This is a genomic window from Chromobacterium haemolyticum, from assembly GCF_009936155.1.
Classification (GTDB): domain Bacteria; phylum Pseudomonadota; class Gammaproteobacteria; order Burkholderiales; family Chromobacteriaceae; genus Chromobacterium; species Chromobacterium haemolyticum.
Window position 1 is genome coordinate 1,171,760 of the sequence record NZ_AP019312.1, and the last position, 12,323, is coordinate 1,184,082.

The following is a 12,323-nucleotide window of genomic DNA, read 5'->3' on the forward strand; positions in this document are numbered from 1 at the left end:
TCGCCGTGTCGCGTTTCGGATGCGAAGCAGATCGTGAACAGGTTCTCAGCCGCGGCGCAGTACTTGCGGATTCATGCCGTTGGGCAGGTGGTGATGCCATTTGCCGTCGAGAAAGCTTTGGATTACTTGCTGGACCTTGCCGTGCAGGGTCCAGCCGGCGTCTCGGGCGATGGCGGCCGCGGACAGCGGTTTGCCGTCTGCTTGCGGTGAAGGGGCAAGGTACTCCAGCGGATGGTTCGCCAGCATGGGGTGGTCGATCTCCTCGCGCGACAGCAAGGTCAGTTGATGGTGCAGCGGGTCGCGCGCGATGCGTTGATAGAGCGCGTCGATGTTTTCTTCCGGTCCTTCCAGTATTTGCAGGAAGTCGTCGTTCAGCATCAGCAGCACGCTTGCGATGCCCTGGCTTTGGTTGTAGTCGCGAAAACGGCGGATGCGGTTGTGCATGGTTTCGGCGGAAACCGGGTGGTGGGCTGCACTGCTGTAGATCAAGCGGATCATGTGCGCTCCTGCCAAGTGGCGAGTGCTCTGGCTTCAGTATAGTGATTTAGAGCCGAGCCAGCTTGAGCCAGCCCAATACGCAGGCGAACGCCACGGCGGCGTGGAGCCAGGCGCGGCGGCGGAACCATCGCGCGCTTTGTTCCGGCGACAAGGTGGTGATGATGAGCGGCCCGCTTTGCTCATCGCCACTCAGCAGCAAGGAGGCCGGCTGTCGCGCCAGTTCCTGCTGCAGGGCGATGACTTCGCGTTGAGCCGCCGCGCGCGCCAGTGACCATTCCTGCCCGCTGAGTTGGCCGTCTCCATCCAGGTCGAAGCGTCGCAACAGGTCTTCCTTGTCGTTTTTCCATTCCGCCAGTTTGGCGCCGATGTCCAGGCGCAAGTCCAGAGCGGTGGCGCGAGAATCCAGGCGTCGCAACTGGCCGCGGACATAGATGGCCTCGTCTTCGTCTATCCATTCCTCTAACAGCAGCATGCCATCCTCGTGCCAGCGGCGCCGGTGGCGGGCGACCACTTGCGCTGCGCCGGGGAGGATGGTGGCTTCCGCGTCGCCGTCCACTAGCAGGAAGCTGTCGTCGCTGCTGATTTCCGGCGGGTTGGTACTGGTTGCCATTCGGTTGGAGCGTTGCAAGGCCCAGGCCAGCCAGTTATCCCAGTCCAGCTTGCGGCGCTCGTCTATGCGCCAGCAGCGATACCAGGCGCAGCGCCTGCCGCTTAAGGGGCTGTAGTTGGGCGCGCCGGGATGGCAGCGGGCCCGGCCGCATAATTCGACCTGACCCAACGCCACGCTGCCCAGCCTGGAGGTGGGCGTGTCCGCCACCTGGCGATAATGACGGTAGTTCATACGCCAGCTTATCAGCCCGACGATGGCCGCGATCAGCAGGCCGTGGCGGGCTTCTCCGCCAAGGAGTGATATGGCTGCGGCCAGCAGATACAGGGTCAGCCCCAGGACTTGCAGCACAGAGGGGAGCGCCGGCATGTCAGTCGCGCGCGAACAGCGCTTTCATGTCCACGTCGCGGGTTTCCGCGGCGGTAAAACGCAGCGGCCGGGCCGGCGGGAAGTGAAATAATCGGGCCAGCAGCACATCAGGGAACTGTTCGATGCGGGCGTTGTGGAGTTTGACCGCCTCATTGTAAAGTTCGCGGCGATCCGCCAGCGCTTCTTCCAGTTGGCTGATACGAGCGCTTAATTGCGAGAATTGCTGATCCGCCTGCAGCGCCGGGTAGGCTTCGACCACCGCGTACAGCTGGCTGATCAGACCGTGCAGGCGGCCTTCCGCTGCGCCGAGGGCTTCCGGATCCCGGGCCCGGGCGGAGTCGGCCACCGCGCCGCGGGCGGCCATGACCTGTGTCAGGGTTTCCTGTTCGAACTGGGCGTATTGCCGGCAAACCTCCACCAGCTTAGGCAACTCGTCGTGTCGCTGTTTGAGGATGACATCAATATTGGCCCAGCTTTGCGTCAACTGGTGCTTCAAATTGATCAGCGCGTTGTATAGCGTGATCAGGTAGAGAAAGACGGCGGCGATGACGCCGAGAAAAACGGCGAGCTTCATGGTGGGATCTCCCCGGAGGCAGGCGTCGCCGATGCGCGGCGTCCATGCACCGCATTATCGTGCAACGATGTTTTTTTGTCTGCGCCCGGGTCGGGTCTCGCCCAGGCGGTTGAGATGTTCAGGGGGAAGCGTGTTTCGGATCAATATCATAGGCGCGGGGCGCCTGGGCAAGACCTTGGCGGCGTTGGCGCGGCGTTCCGGCCGCTACAGCGTGCAGGACGTGATGACGCGCAATATGGGCTCCGCCGCCGCCGCCTGCGCCTTCATAGGCATGGGCCGGCCGGTGACGGAGTGGGCGGATTTGGCCGCCGCCGATCTTTATCTGCTGGCGGTGCCGGATGCGGCGATCGCCGATTGCGCCCAGCGGCTGGCCGCGGCCGGCGTGCCGTCCGGCGCTGTGGTGTTTCACGCCAGCGGCGTTAGCGGGTCCGAATTATTGCGGGCGACGGCGGCGCGCGGCGCGTATATCGGCAGCCTGCATCCGGCGTTTTCCTTCGCCGATCCCGCTGTCGCGCTTGAAGGGTTTTCCGACGTGCTGTGCGCGCTGGAGGGCGATGCCGAGGCGTGCGTCGCTTTGCGGGCGCTGGCGCAGGCCATAGGCGGGCGGCCGTTTGAACTAACCAACGGCGGCAAGCCGGCCTATCACGCGGCCTTGTCGGTGGCGTCCAATTATCTGGTGACGCTGACCGCCATCGCGCGGCACTTGGCCGGGCAGGGCGGTGTGCCGGAAGAATTGATTACGCCCTTGCTGGGCGGTCTGATGCGGCAGACCTTGGAGAACGCGCTGGCGCTAGGGCCGCAAGCGGCCTTGACCGGGCCGATCGCGCGGGGCGACGCGTCGACGGTGGCCCTGCATTTGCAGGCGATGGACGATGGCGAGTTGCGCGCCGTCTATCAAGCCTTGGGCAGACAGACGGTCGCGCTGGCCGGCGAAGGGTTGCCAGAACCGGCGCGCCGGCAAGTGCTAAGCGCGCTGGCGTTCGAGGAGGGCTCCGAGCCTGTTCAAGGTCTCGCGAGCTAGGGCGAGACAGGCGAAAACGGCTGAGAAAGCGGAATGTACGCGTGGTACATGAGCATTTCGAAGCCGGCGCTCATCGCACAATTTCCCTTCCGACGCGCAGCGGACTTTGAGTACGCTCTCAGGTTGGCAGCGCCACCTTGAACACCTGGCGCAGATAGGCGAGGAAGGTTTCGTCGCTGCACATGGTCTTGCCCGGGCTGTCGGACAGCTTGGCCACCGGCTGGCCGTTGCAGCTGACCAATTTGAGGACAATTTGCAGCGGCTCAAGCCCCATGTCGTTGGTGAAATGAGTGCCGATGCCGAAGCTGACTTGTATGTTGGGGCTGAAGTGGCGGTGCAGGTCCAGCGCGCTGTCCACGCTCAGGCCGTCGCTGAAGGTCAGCATTTTGGTGGCCGGGTCGATGCGTAGCTTGCGGTAATGTGCGATCGCCTTTTCGCCCCATTGATAGGGGTCGCCGCTATCATGGCGCAGGCCGTCGAACAGCTTGGCGAAATAAAGGTCGAAGTCCGCCAGGAAAGCGTCCATGCCCACCACGTCGGTCAGCGCGATGCCGAGGTCGCCGCGATATTCCTGCACCCAGGATTCCAATGCCGCCTTCTGGAAATCGCGCAGCCGCACCCCCAGCGCCTGGAAGGCCTGGAAAAACTCGTGCGCCATGGTGCCTATCGGGGTGATGCCCAGTTTCCAGGCCAGATAAACGTTGCTGGTGCCGCGGAAAATGTCCGGCAGCGCGTTGTTCAGGCGCTCCACCACGTGCTGCTGCCATTCCCGGCTGAAGCGGCGGCGGGTTCCGAAATCGGCGATCAGCAAGGGGAAGCGTTGCTGTTCGGCCTCGCTGTCGCGGAAGCGTTCCAGCACGGCAATCTTGGCTTCCAGCCGGCGGAGGCCTTCGGCGCGGACCTCGGCTGAATCGAGGCGGCGGAAATACAGTTCGTTGACGATGGCGAGCACGAAGATTTCAAAGAACATCGCTTGCACCAGCGGGCCCTTGATGCGAATCACCAGTTCCTCGTCTTGGCAGGATACGGTGATGAAGCGCCGCTGCAGGTGGAACAGCTCCAGGTAATCGACGAAATCGCTCTTGATGAAGCGTAGCGTGCGCAGATGGGCCAGCTCTTCCTGGGTGAAGTGCAACTGGCACAGCCAGTCCAGTTGCGCTTCCAACTCCTTCTTCAGCTGGGTCAGCGGCATGTCTGGACGGTTGCGGCACTTGAACTCGTACTCGCCGTGCGAGGCGGGGAACTGGTGCAGCACCACTTGCAGCATGGTGAACTTGTAAAGATCGGTATCCAGCAGGGAGTGGATCAGCGGCGGAATTTTGGCCATGGCGGGCTCAGGCGGCGTGAATGATGAAAATGGCCGGACGTTTGTGCAGATCCGGCGCGTCTTTGGGCCAGTCCTTGACCCGGCGACTGACGATGGTCTGGCTCGGCAAAGTCAGGTCGCAAGCCACTGCCAGCCGGGTGGCGGGGGACAGCGTGTCCCGCAACTGTTGCAGCAAGGCGTTGTTGCGGTACGGCGTTTCGATGAAGACTTGAGTTTCGTTGCGCTGGCGCGAACGCAGCTCCAGTTCCTTGACGATTTTGGCCTTGTCCGCGGCGTCCACCGGCAGATAGCCGTGGAAGGCGAAGCACTGTCCGTTGGCTCCGCTGGCCATCAGCGCCAGCAGGATGGAGGAGGGGCCGATCAAGGGCTCCACTCGCAAGCCGCGTTCGTGCGCCAGCGCCACCAGTTGCGCGCCGGGGTCGGCCACCGCCGGGCAGCCGGCTTCGGAAATCAGGCCGAGGTCGTGGCCGTCCAGCAGCGGCTGGAGCAAGGCGGCCACGTCGGCGGCCGGGGTGTGCTCGTTCAGCGTGCTCATGGCGAGTTCGCGGATGGGCGCGCTGACGCCCAGCGCCTTCAGATGCTTGCGCGCGGTTTTTTCGGCCTCCACCACGAAGCGGGTCAGGTGCAGCACCTTGGCGCGTTCGGCTTCGGGCAGCCAGGCGATGGATTCGTCGCCCAAGGGGGCGGGGATTAGAAACAGGGTGCCGCTCATCGCAAAATCTCCACGCCTTCGTTGGCCAGCATCGTAATCAATTTGAACAAGGGCACGCCGATCAACGCGTTGGGGTCGTCGGATTCCACGCGTTCCAGCAGCGCGCCGCCCAGGCCTTCGCTCTTGGCGCTGCCGGCGCAGTGCAGCGCGTCCGGTTCGCGTTCCAGGTAGTTGCGGATTTGCGCTTCGCTCAGTTCGCGCAAGGTAACGCGGGTGATGCCCACCGTTTCCTGCAGGCGGCCTTCGGCGCTGTTGTACAAGGCCAGCGCCGAATGGAACACCACGGTGCGGCCGCTCATCCATTGCAACATCTTGACGCCGTTTTCAAACGATCCTGGCTTGCCTATCTGCTGTCCGTCAAGCAAAGCCACTTGGTCGGAACCTATAATCAGCGCTTGCGGATGCTTCTCCGCCAGCGATTGCGCCTTGGCGCGCGCCAGTCTCAGCGCGGTTTCCAGCGCGGTTTCGCCCGGCAGCGGGGTTTCGTCGCACACCGGCGGTTCGGCGTGGAAGGGCAGGCCCAGACGGGCGATGATTTCTTGGCGATAGCGGGAGGTGGAGGCCAGTACGATCTGCATGATGTGGACGTCGCTTGTTGCGGAGCCGGGGCGGCCTGGCGGCGCGCGCGAAGGGCTCCTTGTTTCTTTTGACAAATCAGGGGAATGGATTGTACCATGCGAGGTTTATGTCTAAACCGATTTTGATCGATCCGCTCAAGTTCGCCCGGGAAGGGCGTTCGCAAGCCGGCAAACTGCCGGTTGGCGAGCTGGATGAGCGTGTGCACAGCGACCTGTCCGACGCCTCCGGGGAAGTAAAATACGCCCTGGACGGTTTTCGCGACCGGTTGAACCGTTTGTCGCTGCGTCTTCATTTGTCGGCGGAACTCAAAGTGACTTGCCAGCGCTGCATGGAAAGCATGCCGTACAGCCTGGACACCGATTCGGTGGTCACCTTGTTTACCGATCCGGACAAGCTGGAAGAAGCTTGCGAGCAAGACGAAGAGCTGGACGCGATCATCGCCGAACCGGAACTGAACCTGACTGCGCTGATCGAAGACGAAATCATTATGGGCTTGCCGTTGTCGCCGAAACACGACGATTGCGGCAGGGAAACTCTCTCGCTCGCCAAGGCTGACAAGCCCAATCCGTTTGCGGTGCTGGCGGCGCTTAAGAGACCCAAGTCCGAGTAAAACCCGGATTCGAACCGAATCTACTTGAATTTCTTAGGAGTCGACCATGGCTGTTCAACAGAACAAAAAGTCCCCGTCCAAGCGCGGCATGCATCGTGCACACGATTTTCTGACCGCCCCGGCATTGGCCGTAGAAGCCAGCACCGGTGAAGCACACCTGCGCCACCACATCAGCCCGAACGGTTTTTACCGCGGCCGCAAAGTTGTGAAGACCAAGGGCGAGTAATCTCCCCGTTTTCCTACTTTCCTCACTGATTAGGCAGCACTATTACCGCACTCGTTGATGACTATCACCGTCGCGGTTGATGCAATGGGCGGTGACGTTGGCCTCAAGGTTACCGTCCCTGCATCGATCCAATTCCTGCAGAACCATCCCGACACCCGTTTGATTCTTGTTGGCGACCAGCCTGCCCTAGAGGCGGAACTGGACGCGCATCAAGGCGTCGCGCGTGAACGCATCCGCATCCAGCACGCCACCCAAGTGGTGGGCATGGATGAGGCGCCTCAGCTCGCCTTGAAAAACAAGAAAGACTCGTCGATGCGGGTGGCCATCAATCTGGTCAAAGAAGGCGAGGCTCAGGCCGCCGTGTCCGCCGGCAATACCGGCGCCCTAATGGCGACCGCGCGTTTCGTGCTCAAGACCATTCCCGGCATCGACCGGCCCGCCATCGCCAAGATGCTGCCCACCGTCAAGGGCTTGTCTTGCGTGTTGGACTTGGGCGCCAACGTCGATTGCACTCCAGAACAACTGTTGCAGTTCGGCATCATGGGGTCCGAACTGGTGGTGTGCCTTAGCGGCATCGCCACTCCTAGCGTGGGCCTGCTGAACATCGGCTCGGAAGAGATCAAGGGCAACGACAATATCAAGAAGACCGCTGAACTGCTGCGCCAGTCCGAACTCAATTTCCACGGCAACGTGGAGGGCGACGACATCTGTAAAGGCACGGTGGATGTGGTAGTCTGCGACGGTTTCACCGGCAATGTGGCTTTGAAGACAGCTGAGGGGCTGGCTCACATGTTCGCCGTGTTCCTGAGAGAAGAGTTTGGCCGCAGTTGGTGGACGCGCTTGTGCGCGCTGGCCGCGCTGCCGGTGCTCAAGCTCTTCAAGAAACGCATTGATCCTCGCCGCTACAACGGCGCCAGCTTGCTGGGGCTGCGCGGCATCGTGGTGAAAAGCCACGGCGGGACCGATGTCACAGGATTCCGTTACGCGCTGGAGCAGGCTTGCGAGGAAGCCGGCTCCGACGTGATTGGTCACATCGCCGACCGGATTGCTCACCAATTAAATAATCTCAAGCAGTCCGAGGCGGAAGCGAACTGACAACCATGGGCTATTCCCGCATTCTAGGCACCGGCAGCTTTCTGCCCGAGCAGGTGCTCACCAATGCGCAGTTGGCCGAACGCGTGGATACCAGCGACGAGTGGATAGTCTCGCGCACTGGCATCCACGCGCGCCATATTGCGGCAGAGGAACACAAAACCAGCGATCTCGCGCTCAAGGCGGCGGAAGCCGCGATCCAGAGCGCGGGCATCGACAAACACGAGATCGATCTGATCATCGTCGCCACCACCACTCCCGACATGGTCTTCCCCAGCACCGCCTGTTTGCTGCAGGAAAAACTGGGCATTCCCGGCTGCGCGGCGTTTGACGTGCAGGCGGTATGCGCCGGCTTCATGTTCGCCTTGGTGACCGCCAACAACTACATCAAGAGCGGCATGGCCCGTCGCGCCTTGGTGGTGGGCGCGGAAATCATGTCGCGGGTGCTGGATTGGGACGATCGCCGCACCTGTGTGCTGTTCGGCGACGGCGCCGGCGCGGTGATTCTCGGCGATTCCGACGAGCCGGGCATCCTGCATGCCAAGCTGGCCGCGGATGGGCGCTACAAGGACATTCTCAACACCCCGGCCCAGATTTCAGGCGGCAAGATCCAGGGCATGCCCTATCTGCACATGGATGGCCCGGCTGTGTTCAAATTCGCGGTCAAGGCCTTGTCCGACATCGCCGTCAAGACGCTGGCGGAAGCCGGCGTCGACAAGAGCGAAGTGGACTGGCTGGTGCCGCATCAGGCCAATTTGCGCATCATCGAATCCACCGCCAAGCATTTGGGCTTGCCGATGGACCGCGTGATCGTCACATTGCCGCAACAGGGAAATACTTCCGCCGCATCGATTCCGCTGGCCTTGGACAGCGCGGTGCGCGACGGGCGCATTCGCCGAGGCCAGACCGTGTTGCTTGAAGGTATAGGCGGCGGTTTCGCCTGGGGCGCTGTATTGTTGAAGATCTGATCCAAACATTGGCGCGCAAGCCGCCGACGGCTGACCGTGAGGTCACTAGTCTGAGCGATATTTGATCGTTAGGCTTGGCAGACGTCGCCGGTTTGCGTCATTCTTGCGTCGAATTCTCAGGAGTCGACTATGGCGTTTGCATTTCTGTTCCCGGGCCAAGGCTCGCAAAGCTTGAAAATGATGGATGGCTTTGCCGATTTGCCCGTGGTGAAACACACTTTTGACGAAGCATCGGACGCCTTGAGCGTCGACCTGTGGGCGATGCTGCAGGCGGACTCGGCCGACGAGATCAACGCCACCGTCAACACCCAGCCCATCATGCTGGCCGCCGGCTACGCCACTTACCTGGCCTGGCAGGAGTTGAACGGCCGGCAGCCGACGCTGGTGGCCGGTCACAGCCTGGGCGAGTACACCGCCTTGGTGGCGGCGGCGGCACTACCCTTCGCCGAAGCGGTGAAACTGGTGCGCCTGCGCGCCGAGGCGATGCAATCCGCGGTGCCCGTGGGCGTCGGCGCGATGGCCGCCATCCTGAACTTGTCCGACGAGGACATCCGCGCCGCTTGCGCGGAAGCGGCTCAGGGCGAAGTGGTGGAAGCGGTCAATTTCAATTCGCCGGGCCAGGTGGTGATCGCCGGACATAAAGGCGCGGTGGAACGGGCCATGGAGCAGTGCAAGGCCCGCGGCGCCAAGCGCGCGCTGCCCTTGCCGGTGTCCGTGCCCTCGCATTGCGCGCTGATGCGGCCCGCGGCGGAGCAGCTTGCCGCGGCGCTGGAACAGGCGGACATCAGCGCTCCGGCCATTCCGGTGCTGCACAACGCAGACGTCGCCAGCTACACCGAGCCGGCGCAGATTCGCGACGCGCTGACGCGCCAGTTGTACATGCCGGTGCGTTGGACCGAGACCATCCAGAAGCTGGCCGCCGATGGCGTGACGCAGATGGCGGAATGCGGGCCGGGCAGGGTATTGGCCGGCTTGGCGAAGCGCATCGACGGCAACGTCAAATGCCTGGCGCTGACTGATGTGGCGGCGCTGGAAGCCGCTCGCGGCGAACTGAACTGAATGCAATGCGGCCTCGCCAAGACGGGGCCGGGAATAACGATAAGGAGACTGCAATGAGCCTGCAAGGCAAAGTGGCATTGGTCACCGGCGCATCGCGCGGCATCGGCGCGGCGATCGCCGCGGCGCTGGCCGCCGAAGGCGCCGTGGTGATCGGCACCGCAACCAGCGAGGCCGGCGCAGCGAGCATCCATGAGCGTCTGTCCGCACAGGGCGGCGCCGGCAGGGTGCTGAATGTGACCGAGGCCGGCGCGATCGACGCGCTGGTCGAATCCATCGAGAAAGAGTTCGGCGCAATCGCGATCCTGGTCAATAATGCCGGCATCACTCGCGACGGCTTGCTGATGCGGATGAAGGACGAGGACTGGGACGACATCATGGACACCAATTTGAAATCGGTGTTCAAGGCGTCCAAGGCTGTGCTGCGGGGCATGATGAAGGCGCGCTTCGGCCGCATCATCAATATCGCCTCGGTAGTGGGCGTGTCCGGCAATCCGGGCCAGACCAACTATTCGGCGGCCAAGGCCGGCATCATCGGCTTCACCAAGTCGATGGCGCGCGAAGTGGGCAGCCGCAACATCACCGTCAATTGCGTGGCGCCCGGCTTCATTGATACCGACATGACTCGCGCGCTGCCGGAAGCGCAACGCGCGGCGCTGGTCGAGCAGATTGCCCTGGGCCGCCTGGGCGACGCCAAGGATATCGCCGACGCCACCGCGTTTTTGGCGTCGGATCGCGCTGGCTATATCACCGGCCAGACGCTGCATGTCAACGGCGGCATGTTGATGCCGTGAACGAGCTTGCGGCCCACCTGGAGATTTAGGTAGGCTGCTCTAATTTTTTTTTGTAGAATACCGGGGTTTTGTTATCCCGAATCAGAAAGGTCAAGGGTTTAAACAAATGGAAAACATCGAAGCGCGCGTTAAGAAGATCGTTGCCGAGCAACTGGGCGTGAACGAAGCCGAAGTGAAAATCGAATCTTCGTTCGTGGACGATCTGGGCGCCGACTCCCTCGACACCGTTGAGCTGGTAATGGCTCTGGAAGAAGAGTTCGAGTGCGAAATTCCGGATGAAGAGGCCGAGAAGATCACCACCGTTCAGCAAGCCGTCGACTACGTCACTGCTCACTTGAACAAGTAATTCCTTCCCTTTCGAGGGGTATTAGGACCTCTGCCCGGAGCCTTCTGGTCTCTTCGCAGAGGTCTTTTGCCAAGAGGATGCCAAACGCGCGTTTGATCCCTGCCAAACCGTAGGGCATCGTAATGCGTGGACGGTCTCGTCGGGAGACTGCCCTCCCATCTCTCACGGAGATTCTTCGTGTCAAAACGCAGAGTTGTAGTAACCGGCCTGGGCCATGTGTCCCCGGTCGGCAACGACGTCGCCACCGGTTGGGCCAATTTGCTGGCCGGCCACAGCGGCATCGCCAAGATTACCCGTTTCGACGCCAGCGACATGGCTTGCCAGATCGCGGGCGAAGTGAAGGGCTTTGAGATCAGCGACTATATCTCGCCGAAGGAAGCCCGCCGCAACGACCTGTTCATCCATTACGGCATCGCCGCGGCCTTGCAGGCGGTGGCGGACGCTGGGCTGGATGATATTCCGGGCCTGGACAAGACCCGGGTCGGGGTCAACATCGGCTCCGGCATCGGCGGCTTGCCGCTGATCGAGGAAACCGGCGTGGCCTTGCAGGAAGGCGGCCCGCGCAAGATCGGCCCGTTCTTCATTCCGGGCTCGCTGATCAATTTGATCGCCGGCCAGGTATCCATCCTGAAAGGCTATCAGGGTCCGACCTACGGCATCGTGTCCGCTTGCACCACCGGCGCGCATTGCATCGGCGACGCGGCGCGGATGATCCAGTACGGTGACGCAGACGTCATGGTGGCCGGCGGCGCCGAAGGCGCGGTTTCCCGCCTGGGCATCGGCGGTTTCGCCGCGATGAAGGCCTTGTCCACGCGCAACGACGACCCGGCCACGGCTTCCCGTCCCTGGGACAAGGGCCGGGACGGCTTCGTCATGGGCGAGGGCGCCGGCGTGCTGGTGCTGGAAGACTATGAGCACGCGGTCAAACGCGGCGCCAAGATCTACGCCGAGTTGATCGGCTTCGGCATGAGTTCGGACGCCCACCACATCACGGCGCCCAGCGCCGAGGGGCCCGCGCGCGGCATAAGCAACGCGCTGCGCGACGCCGGCATCAACGCCGACCAAGTGCAGTACGTGAACGCTCACGGCACGTCCACGCCTTTGGGCGACGCCAATGAAACCACGGCGCTCAAACTGGCCTTTGGCGACCACGCCAAGAAGCTGGTGGTCAACTCCACCAAGTCGATGACCGGCCACTTGCTGGGCGGCGCTGGCGGCGTGGAGGCGATCTACACCATTTTGGCGGTGCACAACCAGGTTTCGCCGCCCACCATCAACCTGCACGATCAGGATGTGGAGGCCGGCTGCGATCTGGACTACGTGGCCAATACCGCTCGCGAGATGAAGATCGACATCGGCATCTCCAACTCCTTCGGTTTTGGCGGCACCAACGGCACGCTGGTGTTCAAGCGCGTCTGATCGTAGTCTTGTCGATTGACAGCCCGAACCGCTGCGCTACACTCGCAGCGGTTTTTCTTTGTTTTCACGCCGTCCGGGTCAAAGCGGGCGGCAAGCTGCGCCGGGCTGCCGGCCCGGGACTTTCT

At 62.5% G+C, this 12,323-nt stretch carries 15 protein-coding genes; 9 read left to right on the forward strand and 6 right to left on the reverse strand.

Annotated elements, in window-relative coordinates; all coding sequences use genetic code 11:
• Positions 1 to 45 precede the first annotated feature (45 nt).
• From GYH29_RS05515 to GYH29_RS05525, 3 genes are read right to left on the reverse strand one after another with little or no spacing between them, the layout of a single operon-like run.
• Positions 46 to 498, reverse strand: coding sequence for a BLUF domain-containing protein (locus GYH29_RS05515; RefSeq protein ID WP_019103310.1), 453 nt, complete (start codon positions 496 to 498; stop codon positions 46 to 48).
• A 46-nt stretch (positions 499 to 544) separates the two neighbouring features.
• The gene (locus GYH29_RS05520) at positions 545 to 1,474 is read right to left on the reverse strand and encodes a hypothetical protein (protein WP_161523333.1); all 930 of its coding nucleotides are present in this window, start codon (positions 1,472 to 1,474) and stop codon (positions 545 to 547) included.
• A 1-nt stretch (position 1,475) separates the two neighbouring features.
• Positions 1,476 to 2,048: a LemA family protein gene (locus GYH29_RS05525; RefSeq protein WP_161523334.1), complete on the reverse strand. Its 573-nt coding sequence runs from the start codon at positions 2,046 to 2,048 to the stop codon at positions 1,476 to 1,478.
• Positions 2,049 to 2,178: 130 nt separating this feature from the next.
• Here GYH29_RS05525 and GYH29_RS05530 point away from each other — a divergent pair, with 130 nt between their 5' ends.
• Positions 2,179 to 3,069, forward strand: a complete 891-nt coding sequence (locus tag GYH29_RS05530; protein WP_161523335.1) for a Rossmann-like and DUF2520 domain-containing protein — start codon at positions 2,179 to 2,181, stop codon at positions 3,067 to 3,069.
• Between the two features lie 118 nt (positions 3,070 to 3,187).
• Here GYH29_RS05530 and pncB read toward each other — a convergent pair whose 3' ends face one another.
• From pncB to GYH29_RS05545, 3 genes are read right to left on the reverse strand one after another with little or no spacing between them, the layout of a single operon-like run.
• Positions 3,188 to 4,387 (reverse strand): nicotinate phosphoribosyltransferase, encoded by a 1,200-nt coding sequence (gene pncB, locus GYH29_RS05535; RefSeq protein WP_039756072.1) that lies wholly within the window; start codon positions 4,385 to 4,387, stop codon positions 3,188 to 3,190.
• 16 nt (positions 4,388 to 4,403) lie between these two features.
• Positions 4,404 to 5,108: an SAM-dependent methyltransferase gene (locus GYH29_RS05540; RefSeq protein ID WP_081546160.1), complete on the reverse strand. Its 705-nt coding sequence runs from the start codon at positions 5,106 to 5,108 to the stop codon at positions 4,404 to 4,406.
• Entirely contained in the window at positions 5,105 to 5,686 is a 582-nt protein-coding gene (locus GYH29_RS05545) for a Maf family protein (protein ID WP_043591835.1), read from the reverse strand. The genes GYH29_RS05540 and GYH29_RS05545 overlap by 4 nt, the downstream gene beginning before the upstream one ends.
• Before the next feature lie 107 nt (positions 5,687 to 5,793).
• Here GYH29_RS05545 and GYH29_RS05550 point away from each other — a divergent pair, with 107 nt between their 5' ends.
• The 8 genes from GYH29_RS05550 (at position 5,794) to fabF (ending at position 12,198) form a co-directional block, all read left to right on the forward strand.
• Positions 5,794 to 6,297 carry a YceD family protein gene (locus GYH29_RS05550; RefSeq protein ID WP_043591833.1) on the forward strand — a complete coding sequence of 168 codons (504 nt, stop codon included), beginning with the start codon at positions 5,794 to 5,796 and terminating at the stop codon, positions 6,295 to 6,297.
• A gap of 46 nt (positions 6,298 to 6,343) precedes the next feature.
• A complete protein-coding gene (rpmF, locus tag GYH29_RS05555; RefSeq protein WP_011136965.1) occupies positions 6,344 to 6,523 on the forward strand; it encodes a 50S ribosomal protein L32 in 180 nt (59 codons plus the stop codon).
• A gap of 57 nt (positions 6,524 to 6,580) precedes the next feature.
• The gene (plsX, locus tag GYH29_RS05560; RefSeq protein WP_039756064.1) at positions 6,581 to 7,618 is read left to right on the forward strand and encodes a phosphate acyltransferase PlsX; all 1,038 of its coding nucleotides are present in this window, start codon (positions 6,581 to 6,583) and stop codon (positions 7,616 to 7,618) included.
• Positions 7,619 to 7,623: 5 nt separating this feature from the next.
• Positions 7,624 to 8,583 carry a beta-ketoacyl-ACP synthase III gene (locus tag GYH29_RS05565; RefSeq protein ID WP_019103319.1) on the forward strand — a complete coding sequence of 320 codons (960 nt, stop codon included), beginning with the start codon at positions 7,624 to 7,626 and terminating at the stop codon, positions 8,581 to 8,583.
• 129 nt (positions 8,584 to 8,712) lie between these two features.
• Entirely contained in the window at positions 8,713 to 9,642 is a 930-nt protein-coding gene (fabD, locus tag GYH29_RS05570) for an ACP S-malonyltransferase (protein WP_019103320.1), read from the forward strand.
• A 53-nt stretch (positions 9,643 to 9,695) separates the two neighbouring features.
• Entirely contained in the window at positions 9,696 to 10,433 is a 738-nt protein-coding gene (gene fabG, locus GYH29_RS05575) for a 3-oxoacyl-ACP reductase FabG (RefSeq protein WP_019103321.1), read from the forward strand.
• A 106-nt stretch (positions 10,434 to 10,539) separates the two neighbouring features.
• Complete coding sequence (gene acpP / locus GYH29_RS05580) at positions 10,540 to 10,779, forward strand: acyl carrier protein (protein ID WP_019103041.1); 240 nt, start codon at positions 10,540 to 10,542, stop codon at positions 10,777 to 10,779.
• 177 nt (positions 10,780 to 10,956) lie between these two features.
• Entirely contained in the window at positions 10,957 to 12,198 is a 1,242-nt protein-coding gene (fabF, locus tag GYH29_RS05585; RefSeq protein WP_039756356.1) for a beta-ketoacyl-ACP synthase II, read from the forward strand.
• The last annotated feature ends 125 nt before the right edge of the window (positions 12,199 to 12,323 follow it).